Genomic DNA, 15,829 nt, shown 5'->3' with positions numbered 1-15,829 from the left:
AGCAAATTGCAAGTCAATTCCTATAAATCCAATTCATTTAATGCATTCATGACACGCTTAGCCGAAATTGGGTAAGGTGTACCTAAGGTTTGAGCAAATAAAGACACTCTTAGTTCCTGTATCATCCAAAAAATATGCATGAGTTCTTTTGGTACAGGCATCCCTTTTGGCACCTTGTTGCACTTTTGACTGTACAACTCTGATACTTTATCTAACTCTAGTACGCATAAACGATCTCGGTTAGGGTCAACGGGTAACTTTTCTAAGCGCTTTTCAATGGCTTTCAAATAGCGCAAAAGGTCGACGATTTTGTCAGCACCGTGATCACTCACAAACCCTCTAAAGATAAGCAACTCTAGCTGAGATTTAATATCGCCATGTGCAGTGATCATAGTCAAATCAACACGGCCTTTCATGCGTTTATTGACACTGTGAGCAATACTCAATACTTGTTCCACTTGCGATGCAATTTCCACTACTTGATCGCCTAGCTCGCCACGAATATACTCTTTAGCACGCTCAAACTCAGATTCATCTCTAATCGTATCAAACTGCTTTAATAGGCTATCTACGCCAGCTGCTGTACAGTCAGAGATTAAATCATGAATTTTCCCAAATGGATTAAAGTACAGTCCCAATTTAGCCTTATTTGGTAAATGCTGCTGTAAGTATTTTACCGGTGAAGGAATGTTAAGCAGAATAAGTCTACGCAAGCCCAGTTGGTGCGCTTGAGCTGCTTTATCAGGGTGATCAAATAGCGAGATTGAAGTGCTATCTTTTTTATCCACCAACGCAGGGAATGCCTTAATCTCATAGCCACCTTGGGTCTTGGTATATTCTTTTGGTAACTCCCCAAATACCCACTCGGTTAAATCCTCTTGTTCAATGCCCTTTTCTGCAACTTTAGAAAGCGTTTGTGAAACTTTGCCTTGCAGTTTTTCTTTCAACGCCTCTAAATCAAAGCCATGTGCAATCACCTTGCCCGAATCATCTACCACCTCAAATTGCATCTTCAAATGGTTTTCCAGCGAGCTAAGATCCCAATCAGTTTCGGCCACTTTGACACCGGTCATACGCAATAATCTTGTCGCCAATGATTCGAGTAAAGCCCCTTGTAAAGGCTCAATTGAAGCCAATACCGCATCCGCATAATTAGGCGCAGGCACGAAGTTTCTTCGCAAAGTCTTTGGCAAACTCTTAATTAATGCGCAGATCAATTCATGCCTAAGCGCTGGAATATGCCAATCAAAGCCTTCGTTTTGAACCTGATTAAGCAACGCCAAAGGAATATTAACGGTCACACCATCAACGGCTTTTCCTGGTTCAAAGTGGTAATTCAGTGGCAGTGTTAAATTACCCTGTTGCCAAATATCTGGGTAATCAAAAGCGGTTACCTTATCAGCATCGTGTTGCATTAAGGACTCTCTGCTCATGTGCAAAACACGTTTATCACTGTGCTTTTTAAACCACTGATTAAATGCAGCTCGATTATTTACATCACTTGGGATCCGCTCATCATAAAACTCAAACATAGTTTGTTCATCTACCAAGATATCTCGGCGTCTGGCTTTGTTTTCTAATGATTGGATCTCTTCAACAAGAGATTGGTTATATTCTAAAAACTGGGCTTTTTGACCAAGCTGTTGACCAATAAGCGCCTCTTTAATGAATAGCTCTCGGCTAATAACTGGGTCAATTTGGCTGTAAACGGTGCGCTTTTTCGAAACAATGGTCAACCCGTAAAGCGTTTGTTGTTCAAAAGCGATAATTGCACCCTGCTTTTTCTCCCAATGAGGCTCGCTATAGCTGCGTTTTACAAGGTGCTGCGCTAGAGGCGCAACCCAGGCTAAATCAATTTTGGCATTAATACGTGCATACAACTTACTCGTCTCTACCAGCTCCGCTGACATCAACCACTTAGGGCTTTTCTTAAATAATGCGGAGCCTGGGAAAATATGGAAAAGACTATTGCGTGCGCCTTTATAGTGCTGTTTTTCATCTTTCATACCAATATGGCTGAGCATACCGCTAAGTAAAGATTGATGGATAGCATCAAAGCCCGCTTCGTTGCCAGAACCCTTAAACTCCATTTCATCACACACAGTCTTAAGCTGATAAACTATGTCTTGCCACTCACGGATACGCATATAAGCTAAGAAGTCTTTTTGGCACTGCTTTCTGAATTGACTTCGCGACAGTGCTTCTTGCTGCTCTTCTAAATATTGCCATAAATTCAAAAATGCCATGAAATCAGAGTTAGGGTCGTCGAATCGGCCATGCTTTTCATCTGCCGCCCCGCGTTTCTCTTGAGGTCGTTCTCGTGGATCTTGAATAGACAGCGCTGCCGCAATGACGATAACTTCATTTAAAGCGCCTTGCTCTGCTGATGCCATCACCATTCTTGCTAAACGGGGATCAATTGGTAAACGGCTTAACTTTCTACCAGCTTGAGTCAACTTGGCGTTTTCTCGACGTGATGCTGCTTTTACCGCGCCAAGCTCTTCCAGAAGCGCCATACCATCTTTGATATTTCGACTATCTGGCGCCTGTACAAATGGAAACTTAGCAATATCACCAAGGCCAAGTGCAAGCATCTGTAAAATAACGGATGCGAGATTAGTTCTAAGAATTTCAGGATCTGTAAATTCTGGCCGCCCTAAAAAGTCTTCTTCAGAATAAAGGCGAATACAAATACCCGCAGCAACTCGACCACATCGACCCATTCGTTGATTTGCACTTGCCTGAGAAACCGCTTCAATTGGCAGGCGCTGAACTTTTGTTCGATAGCTATAACGACTTATACGCGCCGTACCCGGGTCTATGACATATCGTATACCAGGTACTGTTAGGGATGTTTCAGCAACATTCGTGGCAAGTACAATGCGACGATGGCTATGGGGCGCAAAAATTCGGTTTTGTTCAGCATTCGAGAGACGTGCAAACAGCGGTAAAATCTCAACGCCTTTTAAGTTGCGTTTTGACAGCGCATCAGCCGTATCACGAATTTCTCGCTCACCATTCATGAAAATAAGAATATCACCTGGGCCTGCATCACACAGCTCATCAACTGCGTCAAATATACCTTGTAGCTGGTCATTCTCGGCTTCACTCTCTTCACCTGATACATCGATAACAGGGCGATAACGCACTTCTACAGGGAAGGTTCTACCTGACACTTCAATGATTGGCGCATCATTGAAATGCTTTGAGAAACGCTCAGGATCAATGGTTGCTGAGGTGATAATAACTTTAAGATCTGGGCGCTTTGGTAGTAAGTTTTTCAAATAGCCTAAAATAAAGTCAATATTAAGGCTACGCTCGTGGGCTTCGTCAATAATGATGGTGTCGTATTGATTTAAAAATCGATCTTGTTGAATTTCAGCCAGTAAAATACCGTCAGTCATCAACTTTACATAGCTTTTATCAGAAACTTGGTCGCTAAAGCGAATTTTAAAGCCGACTTCTTCACCTAGCTCACAACCCACTTCTTCAGCAATTCGGTTCGCAACACTTCTTGCGGCTAATCGACGAGGCTGCGTATGGCCTATATAACCGTCAATACCTCGACCAAGCTCAAGACAAATTTTTGGTAGCTGAGTGGTTTTACCTGACCCTGTTTCACCTGCTACGATAACCACTTGGTTTTCAGCAATCGCTTGCTTGATGTCTTCTTTTTTCTGGCTTACAGGTAAAGCTTCAGGGTAGGTTACTTGCGGTAAACCTTCTTGACGTTGCGTTTTCAACTGCTGGCTTCGGGCAATGGACTCGCCGATTTGAGCAATCACTTTTTGTTGCTTCTTTTCGTCGGCTATTTTTTTCACGCCTTGTAGACGTTTTTTAAATAAAAACTGATCCTTCTTTAAACAAAAAGGGATACCTGAATACAACGACTTTAAGTCCACTACACGACACCTTGAAAATTCCAAAATCGCCGCGTAGTTTATCAAAACCTGAGTAATCTACCCAAGTAAAAACAAGTTTTTAAACAAATCTGTTGCCTGATTCGTAAGTATCGTGCAAATGTTTATCAAAAGCGAGTAAAACATGTGCTCTGGTAATTACCCCAACTAGTCGGCCATCTTCGTCACAAACCGGATACAATTTAGGTTTGTCGTTAGACATCCTATCGGCAATTTGCAAAATACTGTCATCGGGACTTACGCATACAGGTTGCTTATTCATAACATCAGAGACAATACTGTGGGACTCATTTTGATATGTTGCTTCCAGCATCTTTTTAATACAATCTTGCTCAGATAAAAACCCAATGACTTTTTGGTTGTCATCTAAAACAGGACCGCCTGATTGACCACTTTGTAAAAGCTTTTCAACCGCCATTTCAATACGCATATTTGAACTAAACGTTACTGGTCTGTGATTAAAATAATCTGCTACTTTAACTGATTGCATTGTTTATTCCCCCAAATAAAATGCCAGCTACTTTTATAATAGTAGCTGGCACTGAAAAATTTGCCTAAGAATCAACAATTGAAGCGGCTATTTAAAAATCTCTACATAGGTTTGCGTTGAATTTGATTTACTCGCTCTATACATACCTTTCGTATTGAATGGCATGCTGATGTTACCTTTCGAATCGACGATGATCACACCACCCGTTCCACCCGCTTTATACATAGGGCCAAAAATCACTTCTTTACCTGCTTGGTTTATGGATTTATTTTGATAAGCAACGCGTGCACAAATATCGGCAGCGACATTATATCGAATAAAGTACTCCCCATGTCCAGTTGCAGAAACAGCACATGAACTGTTATCCGCGAAAGTACCGGCACCAATGATTGGTGAGTCGCCCACTCTACCATAACGCTTTGCAGTCATCCCCCCTGTAGAGGTACCTGCAGCTAGGTTACCATGTTTGTCTAACGCAACAGCGCCCACTGTACCCATTTTATAACGCACTGGAAGTGCCTGATGCAACGCTTGGTAGTCTTTGGTGCCGCTTTCTTTTTGTTTGAGCTTTTCTTTTGCTCGCAACAAAGCTTCATATCTATGTGGGGTATTAAAGTACTCAGACTTAACAAGTTCTAGACCCTGCTGCTTCGCAAACTTTTCTGCTCCTTCTCCGCTGAGCATAACGTGGACAGAGTTTTCCATCACCTCACGAGCGAGATTAATCGGGTTTTTTACGTGTTTAACCCCCGATACGGCGCCAGCTTGACGGTCTCGCCCATCCATGATTGAGGCATCTAGTTCATGATGGCCTTCATAGGTATAGACAGCGCCTTTACCTGCATTAAAAAAAGGAGAGTCCTCTAAAATATTAATCGCAATAGCAATTGCATCAAGACTATCACCACCTTTATCAAGTGCCTGATAGCCCGCTTCTACCGCTTCTTTAAGCTTTGCGCGATACGCTTTTTCTTGCTCTGGTGTGAATCGACTTTTTTCAATTGTGCCAGCGCCACCATGGATAGCGATAGCAATAGGTGACTTGTTGATTTCTGTAGCAGACACTTGCAAAGTGGTGAGCATTACAAATGCAGAGCTAAGCATTGTTAACTTGCGCATCCTGAGTTCCTGTTTTATTTATGATTTATTTGTTACTTAACCAGGCAAGATAAACTTATGACTGCATTTGTGCAACAATATGCGCCTAAGTACAGAACTCGAATTGCAAATATAAAGTGCGAACTTGTAATACTTCGATTGCAAAAACAAAAAAGCGCCCAAGGGCGCTTTTTTTTCACTTAAAGATAATATTAATTATGCTTCTTGTGATTGTGCTTTAAGACGAGCTAGACGCGCAACTTGGTGAGTTGACGTAAGGAAAGCAAAGATTGGTGCTAGGTAGCCACGCTTACGAAGCTCTAGGTAATCCTCATCGCTTAATTCATTAAGCTTACGCTCATCTACAAGGTAGATACCATTGATGTCTTTTTTCTCACCAGCGATTTCTACAGTAAGAGTCTGTTGAACTAAAAGCTCTTTTTCAGCAAGGAACTGAGTGAATACTTCTGTTACACGTGCAAATTCAACATAGTTTACTAACGCTTCTTTACGTGCTTGAAGATATTCTGTTTCTTTACCGTCAGCAAATAGTGCGTTACCAGTTTCTTCACTTACAAGTGGGCTTGCTTCGTCGATAACGATACCAAATTGATCTTCTTCAGGGTGCTTAACAAGACCAAACGGGTAGCGAGCAGCAGCTAAAGGTGCAAAACCTGCTTGCCACTTGCCATCTTTAACATATAGGTTTTCACCTGGCTCAAGACCAAATAATGCAACAGCTTGAAACTGACCTGATTCAGTATTTTTAACAAAAGCCATTGGGAATTCAGTTGCAACACGAGCAAACTCATGTGCAACAACAGGGATTAGGTGCTGAGACTTAAGAAATTCAACATTGATGCCGTTTTGTACTTTAAGGTTAGCATGCTTCTCGTTGTGTAAAGGCTGCACTTGTTGCTCCGCCATAATACTACTCCATTCAAATTCGAAATTATTACTTTTTTGTGGTCCTAAGGCTATCGGTTTTCGAGACAAATTGGAAGCTAAATATTTACTATTATACAAGCCTCAAGATACATAGATGGTGGGAGGAGAACGAATTTCAATCTATTTAGAATTTAAAAAAATTGTTTATCGCCACCTTATAATGGTGGCGATAATTTCCAACACTTATTTACATTAATGTAAAGCAATAGCAAAATCAGTGCTCGCTATAGTTTTTGTATACCAAACTGCTTCACACTATTGATATATGAGCGATGAGATGGGAGATCTTTCGAAAGCCCATAAAGGAAAGATTTAAACGACTCAATGTCTCTTTCAGGGCGTGAAGATAAACGATTTATCGGAGTCTCTGTACCGTACCCCATACCATAGAGAATATACGAATAGCTGTCAGCTGCAAATATATCGTTTATTGAAAAATCATACTCTGAAGGTGGATGATATTTCCAGCCGGCTAACTTATCTTGAAGCGAAGTTGGGATCCCCTGCTCTTTACGGTTATCTACCCAAAAAGGCTCTTCTCTGTCCGATAATACATAGTGTAGCTTGACAAAATCAACGATACTGTCCCATCTTTCTTTAAAGCTATCGTTAAACCTCTGTGCAGTCACTGCCATGGATTGTTGGTCATGAGGAAACTTTTCTAACAAGTAGTGAGCAGCAGCTTCAATCATAACTATTGCTGTAGACTCCAAGGGCTCTAAGAAGCCTTGTGCTAAACCGATTGAAACACAGTTTTTATGCCAAAACTCACGACGATACCCCACATTCATTTTCACCAATCTACAATCTAGCTCTGCTGACGAATCTTTTCCTAGATAAGTACATAACTCTTTTTTGGCTGCCTCATGGCTAATATGCTTTGAAGAATATACATAACCAACACCTCTACGAGACTGCAAGCCAATATCCCAAATCCAGCCAGCCGTTTGTGCAGTTGTGATGGTCGCAGACTCTATATCTTGCTGCTCGCTTTCATAGGGTATTTGAATAGTCAGTGCATGATCAACAAATAAATTGTCAGCCTTACTTTCAAAAGGAACATTAAGAGTTTCGCCAATGATTAGTGCTTTAAAACCTGTGCAGTCAACAAACAAGTCACCCTCAATTTGCTGGCCACTTTCAAGGTGCAACGCGCTAATATCCCCCTGTGCATTTTGGGATACGGAGACAATTTTACCTTCAATTCGTTGTATACCTTTTTCTTGTGCCTTTTTCGCTAAAAAAGCTGCCATTTTTTTTGCATCAAGGTGGTAAGCATAGTTATGCTCACTTTCATACTGCCGGTCTGTCGGATAACGTGGGCTTAAACGTAGATCACAATTTCTAGCTTGCGCGCTCACCGAAGACGCAAACTCGCCAACACTTTGATCTTTCAACCACTCTATCGACAAATCCAAATTTGGAGCTTTTCTAGGCACATCAAATAAGTGATAGTAAAAATTATTTTCTTCGCCAGGTTGAGGCTTCATCCAATTTACAAATTTAATCGCTTGCTTAAAAGTTGCCTCACAATGGTTTACCAGATCTTGTTCATCAACTCCAAACGCCTGCATCGTTCTTCTAATTGTTGGAAACGTCCCTTCTCCAACACCTATAATCCCAATTTCTTCAGACTCAACGAGCACAATTTCAACTTGCTCTATTAATTGGCTTAAATAATTGGCAGTTATCCAACCGCTTGTGCCGCCGCCTGCGATAACCACTTTTTTAATCTTATTATTCATTTCAACCACTCTAAAAATACATGAAAACCGTCATAGTTAGTCGCTTTTTACCATATGCCGTATCAAAATTTTTGTCTGTAATAATCCCACTATGTAGTAGTGCCGAACGATAAAGAACAAGCCTATTTGGTTTTGCATCAACCTTATGGATCTGTGTAAAACAGTCATTGCTATCTACACAATACCCATCAAATTTATACTGTTCCAATTGTTTTAACACTGACTGTTGATAGCGCTTAACATGTTCCTCAACAACAAGTTCAAGCCCTGTTTCAACGTGCTTATAAAAACCCGTTCCTCCTAGCTCAGGCTCGCATAAATATAAAATCGCAGCAATTTGTCTTTTACAAACACTATCAAAATGAGGCACTTTTTGTAATGGTAAAAGCGCATCCGCAGGTTTATCGACATAAGCAAAGTACCCTTCTTGCCATTCAGGATAGTTCACATTTAAGCCGAAAGTTTCTGCAATAATTGGCTTTAATTTATCACATACCTTATCAAGCAAAGGTTGAGGCACAGGCTTTCTATTACCGGGATAAAAATTTGTATCTCCACGCTCTTGTGCAAATCCATCATCGTGTCCTTGCGCTACTACTTCCTCGTAATCATTCAAAAACTCGTCTATGATCACAACAGGTTGCTGGGAGTCACCTATGTACTCAACCTCTGCCTTCATTTATTCTTTCTCCACATAGTTAATTGTATTTAAAGAAAAATCTGTCACTATTTCCAATGAGTTATCTGGCCACTTAATCTTGACAGACTTAATGCTATCATCATTCGGTACTGTGATATGGGCAATTGGTGCAGATTGAGAAACATAATTTGAATTGCCTGATAAAAACTTTGAACGCACTTTTCCTGACTCAAACTCAACGATAACTGTAGAGCCAAGAGCAAATCGATTCAGGCCACCTTGACGTAAGCTTACTCTCAAGTGCTGATTGCTAGATTGCAACTGGTTTTCAAAATACTGTATAGACTGCTGGTTTCTAGATACTAGAATATCTATATCACCATCACCATCTAAGTCGTTACAAACTACTCCACGGCCCTGCCAGTTCTCACGTTCCTCTTTAATACTCGTAATGCGTGATTTAAATGCATGTTCCTGATACTTGCCTGAAGTAGAGCCTAAATAAAGTTTATAATTATCCGTTAGATATTGATTAAACGTCTTATCTTCAACACCCCAACCGTTTGATTGGAAGATATCTATATTCCCGTCATGATTAAAATCAGCAAAACATGTTGCCCATGCCCAACCGCCATTTTCCACGCCAAGCTCTACGGCATTGTCAACGAATTGGCCACTACCATCGTTAACATAGAACTTATTGCCGTGCCAATCCAAGCTAAAGTTAGGTTGATGATCGTCTCTTTTTTTACGGAAGATACTCGTAACAAACCAATCTAAATCGCCGTCAAAATCAAAGTCATATAAGGCAGAGCCCATTCCACTTTGATCGTTAATGTTACTATCTGACATATTTGTAAACTTGCCATTGTTCTGGATCAACACTTTAGTGCCGCCAAAATCAGAAACCATCAAAATATCTTGATCGTTGTCTTGGTCTATATCCACTACCAGAGGCGTAAAAGAAGTATCAGTAGATAACTTAGCTACATTTTCATAGGAACTATCAAGGCCATTTACTTGGTCTTGATAAATTTTGTTTAAACCATATTCCAGGCTTTTGTCAGTAAACGTCAAAGTGCCAGCATCAATATTATTGATCCAGATATGCTCTGTGCTAACGCCATCTACAATTGCCTCACCCCAATGGCTAAGGATAATGTCTAAATCAGAGTCACCATCTAAATCAGCAAAGGAAGCCGATACGGTATTGTCTTTTGAAACAGTTAACCCTACCTGCTGCGTAATATCTTCAAACTTTTGTCCATTAACATTTTTCAGTAATCTTGGAGCTTGACCACTAACGCCTCCTACAAACAGATCAATAAAGCCATCAGCATCGACGTCCCCAAAAGATAAGCCCGTCAACATACCACTGATATTAGACACACTCATAGCTTGAGATACATCTGTAAATTGGCCTTTGCCATCATTTGTTAAAAGAACTAAATGCTCACCAATCAATGCAATGTCAAGATCACCATCATTGTCTATATCTCCTGCGGCAATCCCGCCTACAAAAGCTTCTGAAATTGTTGCATCTCTGTCGAGGCCAAAGTCATGCGTATAAGTAATATTTGACTCTTCACTTTTTTCGATAAAGAAAAATTGCTCTTCCGTGACAGGGGCTGGCTCAGTTACGGTCGGCTTATCTTGGTCCACTTGCTCACTTACCGTAGGTGCGGTGCTTTCACTTGAGCCTCCGCCCCCACAACCAGCTAATAGAAGAGCAACTACAATCAATGATTTTTTCATTTTAAACTACCCTTATTTTTATACATGTGTCATACGTAAACGCGCTTTAAAATAAAGACTTTGCAAATTCAAATGCATTAGTCCCGATTTTTTCACCCATCTTGCGCCCCGGAATATCATCGACAGGAGGATGGATCCCACCCCAAATTCTTGAAAGAGAACACTGATCAGCTGCATCTTGATAAGTGGCCCATTGCAACTCCAAGTCTACACTTGGACCTTTTTCAAAAACTAAAAAGTTATCTTTCTCAACTTTGAACTCACTCATCCCGCCAGGGAAAAATTCACTGCCCGTAAACTTAGTCATAACAATAGAAGCAGCTCTAGAATAGGTTGAATGGCCTGATACATAACCTGCGAAAGGAGGAGTTACAAAAGTAGGTCGCTGATAAGGCCACCAATTCTCTGCAAGGATCCAGCCTACACCAGCTGTGTCTTCAAATGAATCTTCAATATGATCAGGGCCACGCCAAGTATACAGTTTGATTTTATTAATATGCTCACCTTGGGCACCCGCAAGCTCATCGTCCTTGTTAACAAGCTCAATAAGACCCTCTTTTAAATTCAAGCCTTGCTCATGGTAATTTGGTAAGTTTGGATCAGTGCTTTGCCCTAAACCTGCCATATACCTGATAGCGGAAACAGGTCTAATATAATCATAAAACCCTTTGACACTCCACGCCGAAATGGCTGCATCGTGCATGGTTCCACCCAAAGAAAAGTACCCTTTTACATCCCACTCAAGCTTAGTAACAACTTCCCCTTCACCCTCAATCTTTCTTTCAAGCATTGGATGATCAGTGACTTTATTGAAAATAACAAACCAGTGGCCTGGTGGAGTTTCAGAGTCAGGTCCATCCGCCCAAAATTCAGCAAGTACTCTTGCATAATCACCACGTGGTACAATTTGTTTTTCATAAGGTTGATTTGTGATCGGATTAATCTCATACCCTTGGCTAGCGTCCAAACCTTCCAATAAGTTATAAAAGTCTTTGTAGCCAGACTCTGTATCAGGAAGCGACTGTATATTGCCAATATTATTAGGAGAAATATCAATCATTACACCATCAGCAGTATCTAGGTGACTCGACCAAATAGATACAAGCTCAAAATTCCACTGAAAAAAATCTGTTTCTGTAAGTAAGCTCGGTGGTGCTCCCGGATCCATGAAAACTTTAAATTCATGAGAATCTCTATACTTTAGCTGCCTATCTTCATTGGTAAGCGCAAACCCTGATACTTCTCCCCATTCAGGGCTTAGGAAATCAGGTTGTTGGCTTACTTCATTACCAGCTTGGTCTATATATTGTTCAAGACGTAAGGGTTGCCAACGGTCAACATGAACAAGATTAGGATTTCCTGGCTTATTAACAACCAATGCTTCATTTGCAGCTTTATAATATCGATTCTCATAACCATTTTGCTCATTTGAACCGTCAGTAAAGCCATAGCTGATATAACAACTTGCAATATGATTACCAAGCGCTCTAGCATCCCCTTCACTGTAATCAGTACCAGTAAAGGTGTAATCGTATTCATTTTCTGTCATCAACCTTTTCGCTAGTTCCATCGTTTCATGAGGAAAAGCTGACTTTTCAAAACGATGCTCTATTAGCCTATAAGCAGCGTAACTAATCGCAGTTTCTTGGTCGGTATATACGTTACCCTCTACCGAAATGTTCGAAGCATCAAAGTCACATTGATATTCATTCAATGTATTACCTAATAAATATGTTTTAGCCCTTTGCTCATAACTAGACCAAGCATCAAACATTGCCGCTGATATATGAAAGAGGTTCCTGGCGTGAACCGTAGGACGTGCATAATCATTTCTGATTGCTTCTAGTGTCACTTCGTTCCATTGCCTAGCCATAGATTTATCTGGTTCTACGATTGGCTTTTCGATAACCGTAGGTTCTGAAGGTGTTTGTGTCGTTGTAGGAGTAGGAGTATCTTTTGAATCACCACCACAACCTACCAATGTCGCCAAAATAGAGACTGGAAGTAGTAATTTTATCATTTTATTGGTCTTTTTTAAAAAAAATGCCCCGCATTTTAGAAATACGGGGCATCATAGATTTGTTTAAATGGCTTTAGATTAGAATGAGAATCTAGCACCAAATACAATACGACGTTCCCCTGCGTATGCAAATAATGGGAAACCAGCTACACGGTAACCGCCTTGGCCTTCAAGCTCAGGGTTATCGTTACCTACAGTTACTAGGTCTTCTTCTAAGATATTCGTAACGTTAAACGTTAGGTCCATATATTCTGTTACAGAATATTGAGCACTGAAGTCTAGGGTACCATAAGCGTCTTGCTCACGATTTCCGTAGAAACCAGGTTCTCTTAGCATGTACTCTGAACGCCAGTTATAAGATAGACGTGCTTGGTAGATGTCATTCTCATAGTATGCAGATACATTTACCTGATGCTTAGAGCTGTTAGAGAAGTAGCCACGACGATCTGAGAAGTTTTCTTCATCGATGTCAGAATCAGAGAATGTGTAGTTAGCTGTAGTACCGAAGCCATTGTCAAAATCATGGAAGATCTGAGCTTCAATACCTTGCAGAGTACCACCTGCACCGTTCTTAAATGAGTTCACAGTCCAACAGTCAGTGTTGCCATTACAACCCGCAGGAATGTTCGCTGGGTCAGCTATTAAATCAGCTGCATTTAGACCAATTTGTTGATCTCTTTTCTCATCTATACGGAAGAAAGTATCGATGTTCTTGTGGAAATAACCCAAGCTGAACATAGATGATGGAGAGAAGTACCACTCATATGATACATCAAACTGCGTTGCAGAGAACGGTTCAAGTGCAATGCTACCTTGATCTAAAGATTCATTACCAGCTTGACCATCTGTAGCAGTGTTAAATCCACCTAAGCTCATGAACATTTCTTGATAACGTGCACGAGTGATAACACGAGCGATTGATGAACGTACAATTACGTCTTCAGAAATGTCAAATACAATATTCGCACTTGGTAGTACATCATTGTAATCGTGCTCAGAGTAAGTCCAATCAGTAAACTGGAAAGCACCTGTGCTATCAACACCTACACCGTAATAACCTGCTTTTGCATCAGTACTGATATAACGAACACCTAAGTTACCACGGAAGCCTTCACCAGAGAAGTCAGCCATAACATATGCAGAGAAGTTCTCTTCTTCAAGTTCAACTTCACCGCCTTTATCAACTTCGAAACCGCTTAATAAAGAACGAGCATGAGCTTGCGCACTATCATGGTCAAAGAATGGAACTAATGAGTCGTCAAAGCCAACTTCAATTGAGCCATTAGTTAACTGGCCAACAATTGACGTTGCGTCCGTGCTTACATTCTCTTTTGCGATACCAGTTTGACGAGTTTGAGTTACTTTGTGGTCAGTAAAACGAACACCAGTTTTAATAGCTGTAATTGCGCCGTAATCAACATCAAACTTGATATCTGCTTGGAAATAATCTTCCTTATCCGTATTTGGTTGAATTACTGACTGACCAGTCTGGTTTAATACCTGAAGCAAATCACCATTTGTAATACCTGAGTTAGGCGTACCGAATTGGAAAATCTTACCAGTTGCGTCGTATGAACCACGAGCTAACTCACCAGAAACAACACCCGTGTAGTTAGATTCGAAATTCGTACCACCTTCAGCATCAGTTGTACCAACTTGTGCTGTAATCGTGTAACTATCACCTTCATATTTCAGGTTGAAATCAAAAGTATCTGATTTCATCGTCGCACTTCTTGGACGAACGTCTAGATAAGCTTCAGCAGCAGTGCCATCAGCTTGCGTTGGATACAACCAAGTTAGAGGCTCATGTCCACCGAAACCACCTTTAACTGCGCCTGAAGGACCAGTAGCAGTTGTTTTATCACCATTAGGGAAATACCAGAATGCTGTGTTTACGTTGTTAGCACCCAACTCTAAAGAAAGGTAGCTAGCACCAAGCTCAAGTGAATCTGTAGGACGGTACTGTGCAGTGAAGTTAATTGCTTCACGTTCACGCTCTTGATAGAAAGAACCTTCACCTGCAGCCCACTGCCATGCAGCTTCAACACCTTTACGGTTCATTGTACGGTCTTGTTTTGCAGCTGCAATTAGGAAACCGATTTTCTCATCTTCGTCTTTCCAGCTATATAGACCAGATACTTGCGGATCCCACTCTTCAGAACCACCAGAATATTGGCCTTCTACAGAAGCGAAAATTGCATTTGCTTCAAGGTCTAGTGGTTTACGAGTCTTAACATTGACAGAACCACCAACACCACCTTCTACTAGGTCAGCTTGTGAACCTTTAAATACATCAACACCTGAAATTAGTTCAGATGGAAGCATTGAATAATTGAATGAACGGCTAATAGGATCAAGCGTGTACCAGCCAGTTGACGCGACTGATTGACCATTTAACGTTGTTAGCGTCAAGTTTTTACTTGCACCACGGATAGAAACTTCAGAACCTTCACCGAATTGGCGAGAAATTGACACGCCAGGAATACGCTGAAGCGTTTCTGCTACGTTTTTGTCTGGAAACTTACCAATGTCTTCTGCAGATACTGAATCTACAACAGAAGTCGCGAAACGTTTTGTATTTAATGACGCTTCTAATGAACGACGAATACCACGTACTTCAATTACTTCTACGTCTTCTTTGACTTGAGTACCACTATCAGCAACTGCTACACCAGATACGCCTGCGGTTAACGCAAGACCAATGTTTGCAGCTAGTAAACTTTTCTTAAAATTATTAGCTAACACAGGATTCCCCTTGAATCATTTTGTTGGTTTTAAAATCACTTCTGCCCAGTGATGATGACAACGCTGTCATCTAATAACAAACAATACACCCAAAATTACATAATCGCTACATGTTTTTTAAACAAAAACTTTAAAATTTTTCATTAAAGGTACTAAACCTTTGAATAATAATGAATTATGTAAAGCTTGGTCATACTTTGTTACAAACGCTGACTAATATACCACACAAGATGCATAAATCTGTAGTTTATAGGGTGAATGATACTAAATTTTTGTATCTAATTGAGAAACCGCATAGTTTTAATGCAATAAAAGAAGAGTTAGTCAAAACAATAGCCTGGGCAGAAGCTGTTCAAGGTGATAACAATTCTCAATGACAACGCTGTCATTTTAGTTTAATTTTAACCTAATGTCTAGTAAAAGCGCGAATCTTAGCACCCTTGCGGGACAAAAAATAAAACTTGATGG

Annotated in this window: 9 protein-coding genes; all 9 read right to left on the bottom strand. The window is 40.7% G+C overall.

Translation table 11 applies throughout. The features are described from left to right. Positions 1 to 20: 20 nt before the first annotated feature. The 9 genes from hrpA to QNM16_RS02290 all read right to left on the bottom strand — a co-directional run bounded on the left by hrpA (position 21) and on the right by QNM16_RS02290 (position 15,361). Positions 21 to 3,902 (bottom strand): ATP-dependent RNA helicase HrpA, encoded by a 3,882-nt coding sequence (gene hrpA, locus QNM16_RS02330; RefSeq protein WP_284018983.1) that lies wholly within the window; start codon positions 3,900 to 3,902, stop codon positions 21 to 23. Between the two features lie 79 nt (positions 3,903 to 3,981). Next, positions 3,982 to 4,410, bottom strand: a complete 429-nt coding sequence (locus QNM16_RS02325) for a CBS domain-containing protein (protein WP_211035883.1) — start codon at positions 4,408 to 4,410, stop codon at positions 3,982 to 3,984. An 87-nt stretch (positions 4,411 to 4,497) separates the two neighbouring features. After that, positions 4,498 to 5,493, bottom strand: a complete 996-nt coding sequence (locus QNM16_RS02320) for an isoaspartyl peptidase/L-asparaginase family protein (protein ID WP_417709488.1) — start codon at positions 5,491 to 5,493, stop codon at positions 4,498 to 4,500. 231 nt (positions 5,494 to 5,724) lie between these two features. Next, entirely contained in the window at positions 5,725 to 6,435 is a 711-nt protein-coding gene (locus QNM16_RS02315) for a SapC family protein (protein ID WP_284018981.1), read from the bottom strand. Between the two features lie 245 nt (positions 6,436 to 6,680). Then, positions 6,681 to 8,201 carry a tryptophan halogenase family protein gene (locus QNM16_RS02310; RefSeq protein WP_284018980.1) on the bottom strand — a complete coding sequence of 507 codons (1,521 nt, stop codon included), beginning with the start codon at positions 8,199 to 8,201 and terminating at the stop codon, positions 6,681 to 6,683. 10 nt (positions 8,202 to 8,211) lie between these two features. Further along, positions 8,212 to 8,880 carry a DUF6445 family protein gene (locus QNM16_RS02305; protein ID WP_284018979.1) on the bottom strand — a complete coding sequence of 223 codons (669 nt, stop codon included), beginning with the start codon at positions 8,878 to 8,880 and terminating at the stop codon, positions 8,212 to 8,214. Continuing rightward, a complete protein-coding gene (locus QNM16_RS02300) occupies positions 8,881 to 10,596 on the bottom strand; it encodes a CRTAC1 family protein (protein ID WP_284018978.1) in 1,716 nt (571 codons plus the stop codon). 46 nt (positions 10,597 to 10,642) lie between these two features. Further along, a complete protein-coding gene (locus tag QNM16_RS02295; RefSeq protein ID WP_284018977.1) occupies positions 10,643 to 12,616 on the bottom strand; it encodes a vanadium-dependent haloperoxidase in 1,974 nt (657 codons plus the stop codon). A gap of 78 nt (positions 12,617 to 12,694) precedes the next feature. Continuing rightward, on the bottom strand, positions 12,695 to 15,361 hold the full coding sequence (locus QNM16_RS02290) for a TonB-dependent receptor (protein WP_284018976.1): 2,667 nt from the start codon (positions 15,359 to 15,361) through the stop codon (positions 12,695 to 12,697). Between the last annotated feature and the right edge of the window lie 468 nt (positions 15,362 to 15,829).

It is taken from the genome of Pseudoalteromonas umbrosa (assembly GCF_030125375.1).
Lineage (GTDB): Bacteria > Pseudomonadota > Gammaproteobacteria > Enterobacterales > Alteromonadaceae > Pseudoalteromonas > Pseudoalteromonas umbrosa.
This window is presented reverse-complemented; position numbering and strand designations above follow the sequence as displayed.

Excerpts from the sequence above, each read along its gene's own strand:
- QNM16_RS02325 (WP_211035883.1), bottom strand. The coding sequence starts at position 4,410 with ATGCAATCAGTTAAAGTAGCAGATTATTTTAATCACAGACCAGTAACG.
- QNM16_RS02320 (WP_417709488.1), bottom strand. The coding sequence starts at position 5,493 with ATGCTCACCACTTTGCAAGTGTCTGCTACAGAAATCAACAAGTCACCT.
- QNM16_RS02315 (WP_284018981.1), bottom strand. The coding sequence starts at position 6,435 with ATGGCGGAGCAACAAGTGCAGCCTTTACACAACGAGAAGCATGCTAAC.
- QNM16_RS02310 (WP_284018980.1), bottom strand. The coding sequence starts at position 8,201 with ATGAATAATAAGATTAAAAAAGTGGTTATCGCAGGCGGCGGCACAAGC.
- QNM16_RS02305 (WP_284018979.1), bottom strand. The coding sequence starts at position 8,880 with ATGAAGGCAGAGGTTGAGTACATAGGTGACTCCCAGCAACCTGTTGTG.
- QNM16_RS02300 (WP_284018978.1), bottom strand. The coding sequence starts at position 10,596 with ATGAAAAAATCATTGATTGTAGTTGCTCTTCTATTAGCTGGTTGTGGG.
- QNM16_RS02295 (WP_284018977.1), bottom strand. The coding sequence starts at position 12,616 with ATGATAAAATTACTACTTCCAGTCTCTATTTTGGCGACATTGGTAGGT.